General features: G+C 63.5%; 16 protein-coding genes. 5 read left to right on the forward strand and 11 right to left on the reverse strand.

Annotation, left to right across the window (positions count from 1 at the left end; translation table 11 throughout):
* The first annotated feature begins 83 nt into the window (after positions 1-83).
* The 4 genes from BX592_RS18445 (at position 84) to BX592_RS18460 (ending at position 4,439) form a co-directional block, all read left to right on the forward strand.
* Positions 84-1,268 (forward strand): fimbrial protein, encoded by a 1,185-nt coding sequence (locus tag BX592_RS18445; RefSeq protein ID WP_134193245.1) that lies wholly within the window; start codon positions 84-86, stop codon positions 1,266-1,268.
* Positions 1,269-1,504: 236 nt separating this feature from the next.
* The gene (locus BX592_RS18450; RefSeq protein ID WP_134193246.1) at positions 1,505-1,900 is read left to right on the forward strand and encodes a hypothetical protein; all 396 of its coding nucleotides are present in this window, start codon (positions 1,505-1,507) and stop codon (positions 1,898-1,900) included.
* 131 nt (positions 1,901-2,031) lie between these two features.
* Complete coding sequence (locus tag BX592_RS18455; protein WP_134193247.1) at positions 2,032-2,562, forward strand: TonB family protein; 531 nt, start codon at positions 2,032-2,034, stop codon at positions 2,560-2,562.
* Positions 2,563-3,131: 569 nt separating this feature from the next.
* Positions 3,132-4,439 carry an MFS transporter gene (locus tag BX592_RS18460; protein ID WP_134193248.1) on the forward strand — a complete coding sequence of 436 codons (1,308 nt, stop codon included), beginning with the start codon at positions 3,132-3,134 and terminating at the stop codon, positions 4,437-4,439.
* A 960-nt stretch (positions 4,440-5,399) separates the two neighbouring features.
* Here BX592_RS18460 and waaC read toward each other — a convergent pair.
* A complete protein-coding gene (waaC, locus tag BX592_RS18465; RefSeq protein ID WP_134193249.1) occupies positions 5,400-6,485 on the reverse strand; it encodes a lipopolysaccharide heptosyltransferase I in 1,086 nt (361 codons plus the stop codon).
* A gap of 318 nt (positions 6,486-6,803) precedes the next feature.
* On the opposite strand from waaC, the gene BX592_RS18470 reads away from it, so the two are divergent.
* On the forward strand, positions 6,804-8,294 hold the full coding sequence (locus BX592_RS18470) for a chloride channel protein (RefSeq protein ID WP_134193250.1): 1,491 nt from the start codon (positions 6,804-6,806) through the stop codon (positions 8,292-8,294).
* A 223-nt stretch (positions 8,295-8,517) separates the two neighbouring features.
* Here BX592_RS18470 and minE read toward each other — a convergent pair whose 3' ends face one another.
* The 10 genes from minE to BX592_RS18520 all read right to left on the reverse strand — a co-directional run bounded on the left by minE (position 8,518) and on the right by BX592_RS18520 (position 18,923).
* Positions 8,518-8,772 (reverse strand): cell division topological specificity factor MinE, encoded by a 255-nt coding sequence (gene minE, locus BX592_RS18475; RefSeq protein WP_134193251.1) that lies wholly within the window; start codon positions 8,770-8,772, stop codon positions 8,518-8,520.
* Positions 8,773-8,784: 12 nt separating this feature from the next.
* On the reverse strand, positions 8,785-9,600 hold the full coding sequence (gene minD, locus BX592_RS18480; protein ID WP_134193252.1) for a septum site-determining protein MinD: 816 nt from the start codon (positions 9,598-9,600) through the stop codon (positions 8,785-8,787).
* A 91-nt stretch (positions 9,601-9,691) separates the two neighbouring features.
* Complete coding sequence (gene minC, locus BX592_RS18485; RefSeq protein ID WP_134193253.1) at positions 9,692-10,495, reverse strand: septum site-determining protein MinC; 804 nt, start codon at positions 10,493-10,495, stop codon at positions 9,692-9,694.
* A gap of 358 nt (positions 10,496-10,853) precedes the next feature.
* Entirely contained in the window at positions 10,854-11,387 is a 534-nt protein-coding gene (locus BX592_RS18490) for a GNAT family N-acetyltransferase (protein ID WP_134193254.1), read from the reverse strand.
* Between the two features lie 229 nt (positions 11,388-11,616).
* Positions 11,617-12,402: a type I methionyl aminopeptidase gene (map, locus tag BX592_RS18495; RefSeq protein ID WP_134193323.1), complete on the reverse strand. Its 786-nt coding sequence runs from the start codon at positions 12,400-12,402 to the stop codon at positions 11,617-11,619.
* Between the two features lie 104 nt (positions 12,403-12,506).
* Entirely contained in the window at positions 12,507-13,742 is a 1,236-nt protein-coding gene (locus BX592_RS18500) for a monovalent cation:proton antiporter-2 (CPA2) family protein (protein ID WP_134193255.1), read from the reverse strand.
* Between the two features lie 73 nt (positions 13,743-13,815).
* The gene (locus BX592_RS18505; RefSeq protein ID WP_377681542.1) at positions 13,816-14,391 is read right to left on the reverse strand and encodes a PqiC family protein; all 576 of its coding nucleotides are present in this window, start codon (positions 14,389-14,391) and stop codon (positions 13,816-13,818) included.
* A 92-nt stretch (positions 14,392-14,483) separates the two neighbouring features.
* Positions 14,484-16,100, reverse strand: coding sequence for a PqiB family protein (locus BX592_RS18510; RefSeq protein WP_134193256.1), 1,617 nt, complete (start codon positions 16,098-16,100; stop codon positions 14,484-14,486).
* Positions 16,084-17,427 carry a paraquat-inducible protein A gene (locus BX592_RS18515; RefSeq protein WP_134193257.1) on the reverse strand — a complete coding sequence of 448 codons (1,344 nt, stop codon included), beginning with the start codon at positions 17,425-17,427 and terminating at the stop codon, positions 16,084-16,086. Before BX592_RS18515 ends, BX592_RS18510 begins: the two co-directional genes overlap by 17 nt.
* Positions 17,424-18,923: an efflux transporter outer membrane subunit gene (locus tag BX592_RS18520; protein ID WP_134193258.1), complete on the reverse strand. Its 1,500-nt coding sequence runs from the start codon at positions 18,921-18,923 to the stop codon at positions 17,424-17,426. The genes BX592_RS18515 and BX592_RS18520 overlap by 4 nt, the downstream gene beginning before the upstream one ends.

The raw sequence follows: 18,923 nt of genomic DNA on the forward strand, positions 1-18,923 counted from the left end.
CTTCATCGGGCGGCAATCCACAAAGGCCGCGCGCCAGACCGGCAGGCAACTTCTGCGCCGTACGCGCACACTGCACACCGCAAATGGACGGCAACAAGCGGCATACGTTGCGAAAACCGTCCGAGCTTATCTTTTGTTTTACGAATCGATGCGCTATACCCATTAAAGTGATTCGCAAAGGCGGCTACAGCGCAAGGGAGCGAGAAATGGCACGGCTTGCTTTCTCAGTAATCAAGGTGCGAGTGCTCAACAAGGCGCTTGCATTGACGACATTGCTATTCCTTTCGCTCGTGGCAACACCTGGGCACGCAGGGACGATCTCATGCAACGTCACAAGCATTGCAAACTATTCGCCCAACGTCCCCACAAGCACATTTGGCCGCGACGCACCAACAGGAACTGCCACGCCCCCCTATTCCACTCAACTGGGCTTTCATTGCCCAGCTGACCCCTGCTGTGATCGCGACATTTTCGTCACGTTCGCAGCGTCGCCCTCCACGCTCGCCTCCGGCTACACCGACATATACCCGACTAACGTAGCAGGCATAGGCGTACGCTATACGATTTCCAATAGTCCGGGAACATCGTGCAACGGCTTGCCCTCGACTATCAAAAACGCCTCCACACAGGTGACATGCCATCAAATGCACGGAGCGACCTCACCAGGCTACGACTTCACGCTCAGCATTTCCGCAACGTTTATCAAGACTGGCCCGATTACGTCCGGGCCACTAACCAACATACCGGCCGTGTCAGCGACCAACACGATCAATAACCAAAGCGGATCCAGCCTATGGGGTAATGTATTCAGCGGTACGGCAAGTGGAAGCTTCAGCAACATCGCCTGCTCCGTCAATGAAACGGCGATTCAGGTCACGATGCCGCAAGCCAATACGAGAGATCTGCCATCGACAGGCTCAACCTCCGGTGCAACACCGTTCAATCTCTCGCTGAATTGTGACGCTGGTGTGCTCGTTGCGGTCACACTAACGGATGTGACCACACCCTCCAACCGGAGCACAACGCTTACCCTCACGCCCGATTCCACGGCCAAAGGAGTCGGATATCAGATCGCGTACGCAGGCACGCCCATTTCCTTCGGTGCCGACACGTCTGCAGCGGGAAATCCCAACCAGATTTTTGTATCGCCGTCCCCCACCGCCGGTGGGCTGTTTCCAGTGCCGCTGAAGGCAAGTTACATACGTACGGGCACGATCAACCCTGGAACGGCGAATGCAAAGGCCACCTTTACGATGAGCTATCAGTAGCATGCGTGTCCATCTACACCGGGCAACATGAAGCGCTTTGTAGTCTCGGGAAACACAACGACGCAGCGCGCCTCTCTCCGTCTGGTGTCACAGTGCACGGCAGCCGCCCTGGCACCACCTTGCGGATCCATCCGCCGCCCCTTGCCAGTGATCCCCGCAACTTCGGCAAACCCCTCTACAATTAATCAACAACCCTTCCTTGCCTCACCTTTCCCAGTCAAAAGGAAGGAGCTGCAATGCTCAAAATCGCTCTCATTGCCAGCGCTGCCGCGCTCCTGACAGGCTGCGTCGCCGCCCCTCCGTACTATGGCTACGGTTATCCGTATGGCACATACGGCGCGTACGACCCGTACTACGGCTACGCCTACGGCCCGTATTACTACCCTTACTCCTACTACCCGTATTATCCGTACCCCGCGTACGGAAGCATCAGCATCGGCTTCTGGGGCGGCGGACATTGCTGCTACTACGGGCACGGCTACTACCACCACGGCGGCTATTGGCATGGTGGCGGAGGCTGGCACGGCGGCGGAGGCTGGCACGGTGGCGGAGGCTGGCACGGCGGCGGAGGTTGGCACGGCAGCGGAGGCAGCAGCGGCTGGCACGGCGGAGGCGGGGGCAGCCGTCACTAACGCGATCCGATACAGCGGCGCGGACGGACCTGCGTTCGTCGCCCCTCATATCCGTATGAACATCAATTGAATCGCCGCGCGCGTCGACTACGATCCTGATACCGGCTCACCATCGCACTCAGGTGTCGAAGATGTTCGCTCGCATCCACCACCGCCGCGCACCCCTGCCCGATACCCGCTGTGCCACTCAACGCGCACTGCCCGCCGGGCGCGCCGCCGCTTTCCTGTTATTGCTCGCGCTCAGCGCATGCACAATCACACCACCGGAAAGACCCACCGCGTCAGTCCCGCTCGACGCCATCAACAGCGTCACCCTCGACCAATACCGCGGCGCCGTTGCACGACGCATCCTCGAGCGCAATCCGTCGTACGTGCTGCAAGGTCATCCGCAGGCGATGCTGCGCTCGCTCGTCGTCGTGTCGTTCGTCGTCGACAGTCGCGGACAGATCGTCACGTCTTCGGTCTATCGCACGAATGGCGACGACGAAGCGGAAAGCACCGCGCTCGCGACGCTGCGCCGTGCCACACCCCTGCCGCTACCGCCAGCAAAACTGCTCGACCGCGCGGGCCACCTCGAACTGTTCGAAGACTGGCTCTTCAACGACAACGGCAAATTCCAGTTGCGCACCTTCGCTGCGCCACAGGCGCAAAACTTCGATTAGCAGCGACGCACGATCAACATGCGCTGCAACGTCACGGAAGATGCGAGCAGTAAACCGCGCGAAGTAAAACCCGCGACACCGGTAAAACAACGACAGAAAGCGCACCGAAATCGGCGCTTTAATGTGCCGACGCTTCGCTGTCGATATAATTTCGCTACTCCCCGCCGGAGCTTTCCGGCACCGCTTTCGCCGCACGGCCATCCGCCCGCGCCGAACAGCCCGGTCGCCGCGACCCGCGTTATCCGCGCGTTCGCCCGCCCACCTTGCATCGACTGGCACGCTGCCCGAACCGGCAGCAGTCCGACAGGTTGCCGCACAGGCATGGCAACCGCATTGCAAGCTGCGTGACCCTTGCGTTGGCGTTGCATCAGCAGCGCACTGCGCGACTTATCGCCATCCGGGTTCCAGGCTTCCGGTGTCGTTTCATCAGCCGCGCCCGGAATGGCCAAACAAACAAAAGGTGCACCGAAGCCCAGGCCAGCGCCACGCGTCTCGTGAACCGCTTATACCGAACGCGCGCGCATACGGGCGCTCACACGGTCGCACATCAATATTGGAGAGTCTTACGCATGTCTTCATCGCCGATTTCAACCGCAGGCCCGAAGCTCGGCCAGCAGCAAAGCACCGCACGCGTCATTTTCGCGAGCTTCATCGGCACGGCGATCGAGTTTTACGACTTCTATGTGTACGCAACCGCCGCGGCGCTGGTCATCGGACCCGTGTTTTTCCCACACGGCTCAGCGACCGCGCAAGCACTATCGGCGTTCGTCACATTCGGCATCGCGTTCGTCGCGCGGCCAATCGGCTCGTTCCTGTTTGGTCACTTCGGCGACCGCATCGGCCGTAAATCGACACTCGTCGCGTCGCTGCTGGTGATGGGCGTGTCGACCACGCTGATCGGCTTCCTGCCCGGCTACGACTCGATCGGCAGCCTCGCTCCGATCCTGCTGTGCGTCCTGCGCTTCGGGCAAGGCATCGGCCTTGGCGGTGAGTGGGGCGGCGCCGCGCTGCTCGCCACCGAAAACGCGCCGGCCGGCAAACGCGGCTGGTTCGGCATGTTTCCGCAACTGGGCCCGTCGGTCGGCTTTCTTGCATCCAATGGCCTGTTCTTCGGACTTGCGCTATCGCTTAGCGACGACCAGTTCCGCAGCTGGGGCTGGCGCGTACCGTTTATCGTCAGCGCGGTGCTGGTCGCGCTCGGCCTGTACGTACGGCTGAAGATCGCGGAGACGCCGGCATTTCGCGCGGCGATCGAGCGACGCGAACGCGTGCGCGTACCGGTCGCGACGCTGTTCGCGCGTTACTGGTGGCCGACGCTGCTCGGCTCGCTCGCGATGGTCGTGTGCTACACGCTGTTCTACATCTCGAGCGTGTTTTCGCTGTCGTATGGCGTGTCGTCGCTGCATTTCACGCGTCAGAGCTTTCTCGGCATGCTATGCGTCGCCGTCGTGTTCATGGCGCTCGCTACGCCTCTGTCCGCGTGGGCAAGCGACCGGTTCGGCCGCAAGCCGGTGTTGATCGTCGGCATTCTCGCCGCGTTCGCTTCGGGTTTCGCGATGGAACCGCTGCTGGGCAGCGGCTCGATGCCGCTCGTCCAGTTGTTCCTGATCATCGAGCTGTTCCTGATGGGCGTGACGTTCGCGCCGATGGGCGCGTTGCTACCCGAGCTGTTCCCGACCAACGTCCGCTACACCGGCGCAGGTGTGTCGTACAACCTCGGCGGCATACTCGGCGCATCGGTTGCGCCGTATATCGCGCAGCTGCTCGCGGCGCGCGGCGGCCTCGCATGGGTCGGCGGCTATGTGTCGGTGGCCGCGCTAATCAGCCTGTTCGGCGTCGTGTGCATGCGCGAGACGCGCGATACCAAGCTGATGTAATACGTCGCTTTGCAGCGTGTTTGCAGCGACTTCGCGAACACGTGGTGCAAACGGTTCTGCATCCTGATCCAGACAGCCTTGAAGAAAAAACCCGGGCGCGCCATCGCGCCCGGGACCAGGCATCGCAGCAGTAGCCGGCATGACGCCGCCTCCCTGTCGATCGTCACGCCGGCCACGCGCGATGCACTGCATCACCGATAGTCATACCCGCGGTGATGATGATACCCACCGTCGTACGGCACGAAGACACATCCTCCGAGTGCGCTAGCCAGCAGCGCACCTGCAATCAGCGTTGCGATCAAGCGCTTCACTTCACGTTTCACGTCTTTCTCCCTCGAGTCAGTATCGTTATTCGAGCGGTCCTCGAATGCTTCCGATTGAACACGAACGCCTGACGCAGGAGCGTTGCAAGTTGTAAGCAACTTCGGGGGATCTGTTACACAGGTGGCGCAGTACATGCACCCCGTCGCGATGCACATGCACATCGACGCTCGCAACTGACGCAGCAGCAGGCGTCCCCGGGCATCGGCACTGATCGCAGCGTGGCTTGACCAGCGCCTCGACGCCAATCAAAAGCGACAGATTTAACAAGCTTGTAATGCGCTTTGACACATCTGTCGTACGCAACGGCGACAACGGCGGCACCGGCGACGCTCATGTCCGATTGAACTTGGCGCACGCGGCACAGTCTGTATCCATGTTGTGCCTGATTGTTTGTTCATTGCAGTGTTTCCTCTCCGCCCGCGTGAGCAGCGCGAGCGTTCCTGGGGCGTAGCACGCGCGACTGCGCGCTACGCCTCTTTTTCTTCTTCGTCATGCGTGCGCAATGAAGGACCGCGCGAAGCATGTTCGCGCGATTGCGGTTAGAGGTTCGTGTGATGTGCCGCGTGCGCCGGTACGCAAAGGCGGGCGCGCAACGCCGGCAGTTGTGGTGGCGGGCCGAGAACCCGCCACCGGAAGTCAGGTTGCAGCGACCTGGCGAACTGGCCCGCTGCCTGGTTCGCCCGGTCGCGCAAACAGCGACCCACCCGGCTGCATGCCAGACCCGCTACCCTGGCCGCCTGGCTCACCGTCAGCAGGCGGGCTGCTGTGCACATAGTCGATCGCCTCGATCACACGCGCGACCGGCGGCACCGAGTGTCCGTCGCCGATCGACGTCGAACGGTACGGCGCTTCATTGCCGAAGTGCGTCGGCGACGTCGCGATAAAAATCATCACCGAGCGTTTGCCGAGCGCGTGCGCAAGATGCACAAACCCGGTATCGACGCCGATCACAAACGACGACGCGTCGATCAGCTGCGCGATAGCGGATACGCTCAACGGCGGCAACACCCGCGCCTGCGGCACCTGTGCGGCGATCTGCTGCGCTTCATTGCGCTCGCTCTCCGACCCCCACGGCAGCACCACATAGAAGCCGCGTTGCACGAGTTCGGCCGCTACCGCGACCCAATGTGCAATCGGCCATTTCTTGTCGTCTTTCGATGTCGCGTGAAACAGCACCGCGATCGGCTTGCCGTCTGGATCGACGATCGGCTGTGCGGGAGACGGAATACGCAGGTTATAGACCGCGGCCCCTTCGGCCTTATAACCGAGCGCATCGGCGACGGTATCGCGCATGCCCTGCCATGCATTGACGTCGCGACGCGGCGCGAAGCGGCCGGTGTACGCGAACGCCGCACCCTGCTCGCCGAGATTTTTCGAGTGATAGCCCAGGCGCGCTTTCGAGCGCGTGAGAAACGCAATGATCGCGCTCTTGTAGACGCCGTGGATGTCCACGACGACGTCGTAGCGATACGCGCGCAATTCGGCAATCGACGCCGCGATCGCCTTGAAGTCCGACCAGCGTCGCGCCTTCTTGAAGCGCCGCAACGGTGCGCACAGCACGCGATCGACACTCTGGTTCCAGCGCGCCACTTCCGCGTGCGCCTCGTCGCAAGCCCAGTCGACCGCGACGCCCGGAAACGCGCGCTTCAGATCGGCGACCACCGCCTGCGCCTGGATGACGTCGCCCAGTGATGTGACCTTGACGACAAGAATTCGCTTCATTGATGAAATAACCTGCTCTGTTTCCTGCTGTGATCCCGGCCATGTTCGGCGCGAGGTCGTTTCGCTGTGTGATACCACCGCCGGCTAACCCCGGCCCGACCCCGGCCAATCCTGAATTCTAGCCGACCCGTGCCGCCCGGTACCGGCATCGCGGCAAACCCATGCGTGACTGCGAACCGCGCCGATGGGGTGCTCTGACGTGTCCGGAAACGTCAACCCATTCTATTTCAACCCGCTTTCGCAAACGCGAACCGATCGCACACCGCTATAATTTTCGCTCTTCAACCGTACGCCTGCTCGCGCAACCGCGTTTACGCCATGCTTAGGACACCCACGCCTCTGTCCTCGAACGTCGTCCGGCACACGAAGCGTCTGTGGCGCCAGTTCGGGATCTTCTGGCTCGGCGCAATCTGCGTCGGGCTTGCCGCGGTCTACTACGCGCGGCTGATCGACTGGGGTTATAACGCGTTCTTCGAACAGCAGCGCGCAAGGCCATGGCTGCCACTGCTGCTCACACCCGCGGTCGCCGCGCTCGCCGCGTGGCTCACACGGCGATTCTTTCGCGGCGCCGAAGGCAGCGGCATCCCGCAGGTCATCGCCACACTGCACACGAGACCGGCGGAAACCGGCGCGCGGCTGCTGACGTTTCGCATCCTGTTCGGCAAGATCCTGGTGTCGTTCCTCGGCATTCTCGGCGGATTCACCATCGGCCGCGAGGGCCCGACGGTCCAGGTAGGCGCCGCGTTGATGTTCAACCTGCGGCGGCTCTACCCACGCTCGAGCGCGCTGATCGAACGACAGCTGGTGCTCGCCGGCGCCGCCGCGGGCCTGTCCGCCGCATTCAACACGCCGCTCGCGGGCATCGTGTTCGCGATCGAAGAACTCACGCGCAGCTTCGAAGCACGCGCAAGCGGCGTGCTGATTACCGCGATCATCGTCGCCGGCGTGATCTCGCTCGGTCTGAACGGTAATTACACGTACTTCGGCACCATTCACGTCGGCACCCAATTTCCCGATTCGCTCGCACTCGCGGTGCTGCTCACCGCGATCGTCACCGGGATTGCGGGCGGGATCTTCGGCTGGTTGCTGCTCAACACGTCGCGTTGGCTGCCCGCGCCGCTGTACAAGCTCAACGCCGAGCATCCGGTCGTATTCGCCGCGCTGTGCGGACTCGTGATCGCCGTAGTCGGCGTGATTTCCGGCGGCGCGACGTTCGGCAGCGGCTACTCCGAAGCGCGCGGGCTGCTCGACGGCCACCAACAGATGTCGATGTTCTATCCGCTGCTGAAGATGGTGTCGATGGTCGGTTCGTATCTGCCCGGTATTCCGGGCGGCATTTTCGCGCCGTCGCTGTCGATCGGCGCGGGGTTCGGCAACGTGCTGCATACGGTCTTCAGCGGGCTGCAGCTGCAGATGCTGATCGCGCTCGCGATGGTCGGCTATATGGCCGCTGTCACGCAATCGCCGATCACATCGTTCGTCATCGTCGTGGAGATGATCAACGGCCACTCGCTGGTGATCGCGCTGATGGCGACCGCCCTCGTGTCGAGCCGTGTGTCGGCATTTTTCACGCCGCCTCTGTACGAATCGCTCGCGCGGCGCTATATGGCGCCACAGCCGTCCGCTGCCGAGGCAGCGGCGCCGCACCAGCAAGACCTGCCGGAGCCGCTGGAGCACGCGGTGTCGGACGCGGACGCTGAAGATGCGTGCACAGATAGCGTCGCGGCAACCGGTCAACGTGCGGATAAACGCGAGCAGACAGACGCGCAACCGCACCAGGACGTGGATAACGATTCGTCGCGCCGCTAAACGGCCAACGGTAACCGGCGCAAAATCGGTCGACTGCGGATGCATGCCCGCCAGCGGTAGGCCATCGGTGCGGCGTATGAATGCAGGCTATCGACGTAGGCTATCGACGCCGGCTTGCGACGCGCTCACGCCGCAAGCCGAAAGAACCGCCTGAAGAGATAGGTTCGGGCCAAACCTTCGGTTAGACCCGCCCGACCCTACCCGGCCGATCAACGAACGGGGATCAGGCCTGCGGGATCTCGATCTTGACCTCGAGCACTTCAAGATCGTCGTGACGCTCGAGATTTACGCGGATATCGTCGTCGTTGATTTTGACGTACTTCGAAATCACAGCGACAAGCTCGCGTTGCAACGCCGGCAGATAATCGGCGGGCGCACGGCCGCCAGCACGTTCGTGCGCGATGATCAACTGCAGGCGTTCCTTCGCTACCGACGCGGATTTCTTCTTCTCGCCCAGCAAAAACGAAAGAATCGACATACGTGCGCTCCCTTACTTGGTGCCGAAGAGGCGCTGCAGCAGGCCTGGCTTCTGGTAATCGGTAAAGCGAAGCGACTTCTGTTCGCCGAGGAAGCGCGACACGATGTCCTTATACGATTCCGCGACATCGGTCCCGTCGAGGTGCACTGCGGGCAGGCCCTGATTCGACGCGTGCAGTACCGCTTCAGACTCGGGCACGACGCCGATCAGCTCGATGCGCAGGATTTCCTGGATGTCCGACAGCGACAGCATCTCGCCCTCGCTGACCCGCTTCGGGTTGTAGCGCGTGATCAGCAGATGCTCCTTGATCGGCTCCTTGCCTTCGATCGCACGTTTGGTTTTCGACGACAGAATGCCGAGAATACGGTCCGAATCGCGCACCGACGACACTTCCGGGTTCGTCACGATCAGCGCTTCGTCGGCGAAGTGCATGGCAAGCAGCGCGCCCGATTCGATACCCGCCGGCGAATCGCAGACGATGTACTCGAAGTCCATCGCGATCAGGTCGTTAATGACTTTCTCGACGCCTTCCATCGTCAGCGCGTCTTTATCGCGTGTTTGCGAAGCCGGCAGGATAAACAGGTTCTCGCACTTCTTGTCCTTGATCAGCGCCTGATTCAGATTCGCTTCGCCCTGGATCACGTTGATCAGGTCATACACGACGCGGCGCTCGCAGCCCATGATGAGGTCGAGATTGCGCAGGCCGACATCGAAGTCGATCACGGCGGTCTTGTGGCCGCGCAATGCGAGGCCCGACGCAAAGCTCGCGCTCGTGGTCGTCTTGCCTACGCCACCCTTGCCCGAAGTCACCACAATGATTTTTGCCATTGGCCTTTACCTTGTATCCGTCGATTTCGTGAAATGAGTTGTCCGGCAATTCGTTGCGTACGTATTGCGTATCGCGCGCAATGCAGCGCCCCTACGTGAGACGCAGCGGCTCGATCATCAGCTTCTCTTCGTCGAGCCAGATCTGCACCGCCTTGCCAAGCACATCGCCGGGCAGCGGGTTCTCGGTCGTGCGATAGATGCCAGCGATCGAGATCAGTTCCGGCTCGAGACAGGTGCAGAAAATGCGCGCTTCGTGATTGCCGTGCACGCCGGCGAGCGCGCGGCCGCGCAGCGGTGCATAGATATGAATGTTGCCTTCCGCGATGACTTCCGCGCCGTGGCTCACCAGACCGAGCACGACGAGGTCGCCCTTCGCATAGATTCGCTGACCCGAACGCAGCGGCTTGTCGACGACCAGCGTCTGCGACGCGGCGCCCGGCGTACCGATCTGCACCGGTTCCGCCGGCTGGCTCGCGGCCGGCGCAAAGTCGGCCGAAGGCGCGGGCGCCGGTGCGGACGAAGCCGCCGTGACTGGCTCCTGCGACGCTTGTTCGCTTGCCGCCTTCGCGTTCGGACGCCGGTCGCGCGCTTCGAGCAGCGGCAGACCGCTGTCGCCGACCCAGACGTGCTGCGCCGCATCGGCGACCACGCCGATCGGGCGCATCCGCACGCTGTCGAGCAGCGCGGCAATCTCCGCGAGTGGCACGCGCTCGTTTTCCGCGAGGCGGCGCACGTCGATCGCGACGACGTCATTGGCGAAAAACTCGGGGGTCGCCTCGAAGCGGCGCGTCAGTTCGGCGCGCATTTCGCCGAGGTCGGTGGTTTTTACCACGAACAGAAGCGTGTCCACCGTACCGCTGCGCAATTCGAAAAAGGGCGATTTCTTGGGCGACATAGCGTTCGGCAAAAAATTTTGCGTATTTTACAGGGGTCCTGGCGCACGTCGAACATTTTTGCCAATAAACGGCGCGAGCCATGCGGCAACGCGTGCGGCACACATGCGCGAAGCCCGCCAATCGCGGTACGACCCCGCGATAGCCGCAAAGCACAATGGTTGGGATAAACACACAGGCCACGCGGCAGACAAACACCGTGGACGCCGCGCGCAATGCCAGCACGCATCGCGAGAAGCGCGCCGGGCAGTGCGCGCGCAAGTGCGCCAAGCGGCGCGTCCGAATAGCGCGTCCGAATAGCGCGTCCGAAAAGCACGCCGGAAAATTGCATCCGGAACGTGCGGCCGGAAAGCGCCCCGCTTACCCGGCCGGCGGCGCCGCCGCAGGCGTCACATGGCGCACCAGTTGCGTTTCCCACTGGTTTTGTGCGCGCGCGGTTGGCCGGTGATCACCGGTGGGACCGAACCCGAGCCGCTCGTAAAAGCGCATCGCGTTCCGGTTGCTATCGGCAACCCACGCGTACACCTCGGTCGCACCACCGTGCGCGAGCCATTCGCTCGCGGTATTGACGAGCAGTTCACCGCCGCGCAGGTGACGCACGGCCGGCGCGACCCACAACTCGCTGACGAACGCGCGGCGCGCGGGCGTATCGTCGAAGCAGGCATCGATCAGGCCCGCCGGATGGCCCTCGGTGTAAAGAATGAAAGTCGTGGACGTGATGGACGTCGCGTTCAGCGCGGCCTTTGCATCGAACGTGGTGGCATCCGCGGACAAAGCTTCTTCGAGCGTATCCCCGAACGCGTAAGGCGCCTCCCGTAACGATGCGGTACGGAGTTCGCGAAAGACATCGCCCTGATTAGCGGCAATGCGCGCAACGGTGAGTGACGGACTCATGCAGACGTAGATTCCCGGACCTGAAAGCGTAAAACGATACACCCAACCCAAACCCGATCGCACCCGCACGAACGAACCGTGCGCCCCTGCGCAGCCCGCTTCGACCCGCCCCCTTCCGCTCGACGGTATAGCCTAACCGAACCGCCGTACGAGTCAAATGCTTATTTCGGACATCGGTGGTGCGCATTCGCACCGACGCAAAAGGGCTGAACTGACGGATGGACAGAGATCAAGGCGCGTCGTAACGGCCGGTGCCATCGGGCCACGACGTCAGCACCTCGAAGCCGTCGTCGGTGACCGCAATCATATGCTCCCATTGCGCGGACAACGATTTGTCCTTGGTCACGACGGTCCAGCCGTCGCGCATAACGGTCGTGCCCGCGCGCCCCGCATTGATCATCGGCTCGATCGTAAACACCATGCCCGGCTTCAGACGCACGCCCTGCCCCGGCTGACCGTAATGCAGCACCTGCGGGTCCTCGTGATACACCTTGCCGATGCCATGGCCGCAGTAATCGCGCACGATCGAAAAACCGTCGCGTTGCGCGACCTTCTGGATCGCGTGGCCGATATCGCCCAACGTTGCGCCGGGCTTTACCTGGCGAATGCCCGCAATCATCGCTTCATACGTGGTGTCGATCAGTTGCTGCGCGACCTTGCTCGGCTCACCGACCGTGTACATGCGGCTCGTGTCGCCGAAGTAACCGTCCTTGATCACCGCGACGTCGATATTGATGATGTCGCCGTCCTTCAAGACCTCATTGCGGTTCGGAATGCCATGACATACGACCGAGTTCACCGACGTGCAGACCGTTTTCGGAAAACCCATATAGCCGATGTTCGCCGCCACCGCCTGCTGCGTGTTGACGATGAATTCACGGCACAGCGCGTCAAGCTCGTCAGTCGACACGCCAGGTTTCACGTGTTCGCCGATCATCACGAGTACATCAGCCGCGAGACGGCCGGCAATGCGCAGCTTCGTGATGTCATCGGGAGTCTTGTAGGTAATGGCCATGTGCGCAAAAACGGAGGCGGTGCGCGCCATTCGGCCTGCGGCTCGCGCGGCGTGCACCCGGTTATCGATCAGCCATTGTACCGAGTCTGAACGCCGCGCATTTCTCAGCCGGGTGCATCGTGGCGATCGGGATGGCTCGCCGCCGCTGCGCCGATGCCGATTGTCGCCGCGCCCGCAACCGCTGGCGGCGCCGGCGGCAAGCGGCGCCGGAAAGGCAACAGCAGAAGCGGCGTGGTGATCATCGACAGCACGACGGCCAGCGTCACGACAGCTGACGCGCGCGGCTCGACCACGCGCACCGCCAGCGCGGAAGCCATCACGACGAACGCGAACTCGCCGCCCTGCGACAGCAGCAGCGCGAAGTACGCGCGCTGCCCGCGCGGCACGTTAAAGCGCCGCGCGAGCAGCCAGAGCGCCGCGGCCTTGACGCCGACCACCGCCGCGACGACGACCAGCACGCGCCGCGTGTCGCTGACGAGCACGTCGAGGTCGATCGACATGCCGATCGCGATAAAGAAAAGCCCGAGCAACAGGCCCTTGAACGGCGCGATATCCGCTTCGACCTTCTGCTGATAGCCGGAATCCGCGAGCAACACGCCAGCCAGAAACGCGCCAAGCGACGCCGACAGATGCACGCTGCGAAACAGCAACGCGACACCGATCACCCATAAAAGTGCGAATGCGGTGAAGATTTCCGGCGCGCCGGTGCGTGACACCATGCGCAAGCCGCGGCGCAATGCGACACGGCCAACCAGCACGACCGCGGCCAGCATCGCCAGCGCTTTGCCGGTCGCGATCCAGTTCTCCGCGGCGCTTCCGCCGACGTCGAGCGGGCTCAGCAGCGGCATCAACGCGATCAGCGGAATCGCCGCCAGATCCTGAAACAGCAGGATGCCGAATGCGGCTTCGCCCGCGCGCGTGTTCATCTGGCCGCGCTGCTGCAACTCGGACACCGCCATAGCGGTCGACGATAGCGCGAGCGCGAGACCCGCCGTTAACGCGATTTGCCAACGCGAGCCGAACATCAGAAAGATCGCCGTCAGCAGCCCGGCGCATAAAACCATCTGCATGCCGCCATAGCCAAAAATGGTCCGTCGCATCGCCCAGAGCCGTCCGACATGCATCTCGAGGCCGATCACGAACATCATCAGCACGATGCCCAGTTCCGAGAAGTGCAGGATCGCGTCGACGTGAGTCACGAGCTTCAGGACGGCCGGGCCGATCAGCACGCCCGCAAGCAGATAGCCAAGCACCGCGCCAAAGCCGAGCCGGATCGACAACGGCACGACGACGAGCGCCGCGCCGAGAAACACGACAACATGGAAGAGCGCGCTTTTCATCGGCAACGACGTGCAAGCGAAGCCGCCTGACCAGAAAGACTGCGCGACGCACGGCGCATGCGCGGCGTGCGCATCAGGACGACTGTGCGCCGCGGATGGCCGCCGCTATGTCGCGACTGACTGCCGCCAGCGCGCGGCTGTGAGCCGCGACCAGCGCGTCATCGCTGGCCGTGCCGACCGGTTCGCGCGCGACGGTCCGGCCGGACACCGGCAGCGCCTTGCCGGGCACGCGCACGACCCACTGCGCGTCGATGGTCACCGCGTCGCCCGGCGCGGAATCGAAGCGCACGATGTCCACCCGCACGCGGTACGCCTCCTGGACAAGCGCCGCCTGCCCCAGCACCGACACCTGTTCGGCACCGAGCAGTTGCCCGAGGTCGGCCGCGATCGTGCGCGCGATGCCGCTCTTGAGCGGCTCGCCCCAGCGCGCGAATTCGTTCAGCGCGACTTCGTTGTCGGACACGCGCGTGACGAGTTGCGGCCGGTCCACCAGTTCCGGAATGGTCACCGGTCCAACCACAACCGCCGTGCGCAGCGGCGCGCCGGTGTGCTCGAGTGACGCATCGGGGCTCAGCGTATAGAACGTCGAATTCGGCGACTTGCAGCCACCGGACGCCAGCAATGCCGCGAACGCGACCAACGCGAGCACCCGCTGCGCCGTCCGCCCGCGCGCACCGCGCAGCGCACTCGCGCGAGTGCCTGTGATTCGCTCATCCCCATCACGCCTGCGCATCGAACGCATCACTTTCCATCCTCCGCTTTGCCCCGGATCAATGCCTCCGGATGACGTTCGAGATACTCGGCGAGCGAACGCAGCGCCGACGCGGTGCGCGACAGCTCGCGAATCGCGTCGGCGGTGTCCTGCTGCAACGCCGAATCGGGTTGCAGCGCGGAATTCGCCGAATTGAGCGTGGTGCGCGCTGCCGTCAACGCGTCGCTCGCCTGCGGCACCAGTTGCGTGTCGAAGCTTTGCAGCAGCGTATCGGCACGCGCGAGCGTCCGCTGCGCGTTCTTGCCGATCGCCTCGAACGGAATCTTGTTCATCCGCACCATCAGTTCCGAGACCGATTCCTGCAGCGATTGCAGACCGCTCGGCACGGTCGGCAACTCAGGCGGTTTGCGATCCCAGTCCACTTCGGCCTTCGGCGCGTTCGGGAAGAAGTCGAGCGCGATATACAGCTGGCCGGTGATCAGACTGCCCGTCTTCAATTGGCCGCGCATGCCGCGCGACACGAGGAAGTCGGCCATTTCGCGCGGCGAGCGCGCCAGTCTGCCGCCGCGCGGCTCGTTTTCGTAACGCGACGTGAAGCGCTCCGGATAGAGCTTGATCTGAACCGGAATGCTGAACTGTCTGGTGTCCGGATCGAAGCGCGTATGGATCGCTTCGACCTCGCCAATCTGAATGCCGCGGAACTCAACCGGCGCGCCGACCACGAGTCCACGGACGGACTCCTTGAAATTGAACACGTAGGTCTCGACGATGCGATCATGCATCTTCATCGCTTCGGTGCGGTCGCTAAAGAGCTGGAAGCTCGTATGCGCAGGCGCGGGCGGCTCGTCGGGCGCGCCGGGCACCGACTGGAACGCAAGACCGCCGATCAGGATCGACACCAGCGACTGTGTATTGACCTTAACGCCCTCCGTACTGAGCGAGACGTCAACCCCGCTCGCATGCCAGAAGCGCGTATCGGCGGTGACGAAACGGTCGTACGGCGCGTTGACGAACACGCGCATCGTGACGCCCCTGCCATTCGGATCCAGTTCGTACGCGGTCACCTGTCCGACCTGAAGGCGGCGGAAGTAGATCGGCGAGCCGACATCGACCGAGCCAAGGTCCTCGCTCTTGAGCACGTACTCGCGGCCCGGCACGTCGCTGGCGAACACCGGCGGCGTCTCGAGACCGACGAAATCGCGCCGCTCGTTTTTCTTCTTGCCGATATCCATGCCGATATACGCGCCGGACAACAGCGTGCTAATGCCCGACACCGTGCCGCCGGATACGCGCGGGCGGACCACCCAGAAGCGCGTATCGTCGCGCAGCATGCTCGATGCGTCAGGCGTAAGTTCCGCGGTCGCGATCACGTGCGAAAAGTCCTTCGACAGCGCGACGGTCTTGACGACGCCGATATCGACGTCCTTGAACTTGATCTTGGTCTTACCCGCCTCCAGGCCTTCGCCGGTCTTGAAGCTGATCGTGATGGTCGGGCCTTGCTCGAGAATCGTCCGCGCCGCGAGCCACGCGCCGATCAGCACGGCGACCAGCGGCACCAGCCAGATCCACTGGACACGCCAGCGCGCACGCGGCACGGCGAGCGCGTCCGGAAGGTCGGGCGGCGGTGAATCAGGAGGTCGCGCCATGAGCGTGTGCCTTTGTATCCCAGATCAGCCGCGGGTCGAACGACATCGCGGCAAACATTGTCAAGACGACGACCGCGCCGAACGCGACCGCGGCCGGCCCTGCGGTGATCGTCGCGAGTGCGTTGAACTGCACGAGCGCGGTCAGGATCGCGATCACATAGATGTCGAGCATCGACCAGCGGCCGACCAGTTCGACAATCCGGTAGATCCGTGCGCGTTGCACCGGCTGCCAGCTGGAGCCGAGGTTCGCCGAGCCGGCGAGAAACGCGATCGCGATGATTTTCAGCATCGGCACCGCGATGCTCGCGATAAACACCAGCACCGCGAGCGGCCACGAGCCGGACGTCCATAGATAGACGACGCCGCTCATGATCGTGTCCTTCTGCGCGCCGAACAGCGAACTGGTGTGCATCACCGGCAGCAGGTTCGCCGGCAGATACAGCACCAGCGCGGCGATCAGGAAAGCCCACGTGCGCGCGAGGCTGTTCGGCTTGCGCAGATGCAGACGGCTGCCGCAGCGCGTGCAGCGCAAGTCGTGACCCTCTACGTTGGCGAGCGGCGCGGATAGTAGGCCGCAGTCGTGGCACACGCAGCGTCCGCTGCCGGCGGCGGTACGCGCGAGCAACGGCGCAGCGGCCGCGTGGCCGCGCGCGGCGACCTCGGGCCGGCCGCCCTGACCCGCCGCAGGCAACGCTTCGAGACGCGCCCACAGATCGCGCGGATCGAACGCGGCCGCCGCCGCGGCCAGCAGCAGCATCAGTGCGCCGAACGACCACAGCGCGATATCGGGCACCACGCTCGCGATATGCGCGAGCTTCACGAGCGCCACCAGCAAGCCGAGGATCAGCACCTCCGTCATTCCCCAAGCTTGCGCGACATGCAGCATGCGGAACACCGGTTCCGCGCAATACGGCCGGCGCCCGAACCGCAACGGCAGCAATAGCCAGACGATGCCCGCCGCCTGCACTGCCGGCATCAGCAGCGTCGTGACGAAGATCAGCGCCGCGAGCGGCCACATCCCATCGCGATACAACACGCGGACCGAGCCGAACAGCGTGGTTTCAACGAGGTCGCCATTCACCGACAACCCGACAATCGGAAACGCATTCGCGAGCACGAACAGCGCAAGCGCGGCAACCGCGTATGCAAGCGCGCGATCAAGCCCGGGCCCGTGACGGCGGTAAAGTGCCGCGCCGCAGCGGCAGCAGCGCAGCACACCGTTCACTGGCAACGGCCGCTCGCGTTGCAGCAGATCGCATTCGTGGCACGCGATCACACCGGCTGAACGGGCCGCGTCGGTTTCCTGAACGCCGGGTGGCGTATTCATTTGACGTTCTCCGCGGGCGCCACGCCCGATGCCGGCGGCGCGCTGGAGCCGGCGCCGGTATCAGTGGCCGACGATTGTTGTGTCGTCATCTTTTCCGCCTCGATCACCCATCCACCGCCCATCGCCCTGTATAACGACACGAACGAGGTCAGCACCGCCTGCCGGGTTTGCGTCTCGCTCAACTCCGCATTGAACAGACTGCGCTCCGCATCGAGCACTTCGATGTAGCTGGTGTAGCCGCCCTCGTAACGCAGCCGCGCCATATGCGAGTACGTGCGCAGCGCGTCGACCTGGCGTCCTTGAACCACCAGTTGCTCACGCAACTTCTGCGATGAAATCAGCGCATCGTCGACTTCCTGGAACGCGGTCTGGATCGCCTTCTGATACGTGTATAGCGCCTGTTGCTGCTGCGCCTCGGCCGACTTCACCTGGCCGGTGATGTTGCCGCCGGTGAAGATCGGCTGCGCGACCGAACCGGCGAACGCCCATATCTTCGACGGACCGGTAAACAGGTTCGAAAACGCGAGGCTCTCGGTGCCGAGCAGTCCGGTCAGCGAGATCTGCGGGAAATACAACGCGCGCGCGGCGCCGATCAGCGCATTCGCGGCCACCAGATCCTGTTCGGCCTGACGAAGATCCGGGCGGCGTTGCAGCAGATCCGACGGCAGGCCCGCCGGCACGGCCGGCGACGCGAGCGCCGACAGTTCGCGGCCGCGCAGGATCGGCCCCGGGTTGTGGCCGAGCAGCACGGACAACGCGTCCTCCTGCTGCGCAATCTGCGCTTCGAGCTGCGGAATCGTCGCCGCCGACGCTTCATATTCGGACTGGCTTTGCGCAAGTTCCATCTGCGACACCTCGCCGCCCTGGAAACGCAGTTCGAACACGTGCACCGACTCGGCACGGCTTTGCGTGGTGGCTTTCGCAATCTGCAGTTGCTGGTCGAGACTCAGCAGCGCGATATACGATTGCGCCACCGACGAAACCAGCGCGAGGATCGTCGCGCGCCGGCCTTCTTCGGTCGACAGCAGGCTCGCGCGCGCCGATTCGGTGAGACGCCGGTTGCGGCCGAACAGATCGATTTCCCATGACGCGTTGAGCGTCGCCTGAAAGTCGTTGAAAATCGCGCCATTCGACAAGATCGGCGTCGGCCCGACCTGGCTAATGCGCTCGCGCCCCGCGCTGAAGCCGGCGCTGACTTGCGGAAACAGCGCCGAGCGGGTGCTCCAGAACTGGCCGAGGAACTGGTCGACGCGCGCGGCGGCGACCTTCACATCCTTGTTGTCGGCGAGCGCCGTCGCGATCAGATCGTTGAGCACCGGGTCGTTGAACTGCTTCCACCATTCGGTGTTCGCGAGATCGGCGGCTTCGCCTTCCTGGAAGCGGAACGTCGCGGGTGTGTCGATCACCGGCCGCTGGTAGTTCGGCCCGAGCAGACAGCCGGACAGGCCGAACGCAAGAACCGACGCGGCGCCCATCGTGCGTAGTGAATGTCGCAT

Source organism: Paraburkholderia rhizosphaerae (assembly GCF_004366595.1).
Lineage (GTDB): Bacteria > Pseudomonadota > Gammaproteobacteria > Burkholderiales > Burkholderiaceae > Paraburkholderia > Paraburkholderia rhizosphaerae.

Excerpts from the sequence above, each read along its gene's own strand:
- BX592_RS18445 (WP_134193245.1), top strand. The coding sequence starts at position 84 with ATGGACGGCAACAAGCGGCATACGTTGCGAAAACCGTCCGAGCTTATC.
- BX592_RS18450 (WP_134193246.1), top strand. The coding sequence starts at position 1,505 with ATGCTCAAAATCGCTCTCATTGCCAGCGCTGCCGCGCTCCTGACAGGC.
- BX592_RS18455 (WP_134193247.1), top strand. The coding sequence starts at position 2,032 with ATGTTCGCTCGCATCCACCACCGCCGCGCACCCCTGCCCGATACCCGC.
- BX592_RS18460 (WP_134193248.1), top strand. The coding sequence starts at position 3,132 with ATGTCTTCATCGCCGATTTCAACCGCAGGCCCGAAGCTCGGCCAGCAG.
- waaC (WP_134193249.1), bottom strand. The coding sequence starts at position 6,485 with ATGAAGCGAATTCTTGTCGTCAAGGTCACATCACTGGGCGACGTCATC.
- BX592_RS18470 (WP_134193250.1), top strand. The coding sequence starts at position 6,804 with ATGCTTAGGACACCCACGCCTCTGTCCTCGAACGTCGTCCGGCACACG.
- minE (WP_134193251.1), bottom strand. The coding sequence starts at position 8,772 with ATGTCGATTCTTTCGTTTTTGCTGGGCGAGAAGAAGAAATCCGCGTCG.
- minD (WP_134193252.1), bottom strand. The coding sequence starts at position 9,600 with ATGGCAAAAATCATTGTGGTGACTTCGGGCAAGGGTGGCGTAGGCAAG.
- minC (WP_134193253.1), bottom strand. The coding sequence starts at position 10,495 with ATGTCGCCCAAGAAATCGCCCTTTTTCGAATTGCGCAGCGGTACGGTG.
- BX592_RS18490 (WP_134193254.1), bottom strand. The coding sequence starts at position 11,387 with ATGAGTCCGTCACTCACCGTTGCGCGCATTGCCGCTAATCAGGGCGAT.
- map (WP_134193323.1), bottom strand. The coding sequence starts at position 12,402 with ATGGCCATTACCTACAAGACTCCCGATGACATCACGAAGCTGCGCATT.
- BX592_RS18500 (WP_134193255.1), bottom strand. The coding sequence starts at position 13,742 with ATGAAAAGCGCGCTCTTCCATGTTGTCGTGTTTCTCGGCGCGGCGCTC.
- BX592_RS18510 (WP_134193256.1), bottom strand. The coding sequence starts at position 16,100 with ATGGCGCGACCTCCTGATTCACCGCCGCCCGACCTTCCGGACGCGCTC.
- BX592_RS18515 (WP_134193257.1), bottom strand. The coding sequence starts at position 17,427 with ATGAATACGCCACCCGGCGTTCAGGAAACCGACGCGGCCCGTTCAGCC.
- BX592_RS18520 (WP_134193258.1), bottom strand. The coding sequence starts at position 18,923 with ATGCGACATTCACTACGCACGATGGGCGCCGCGTCGGTTCTTGCGTTC.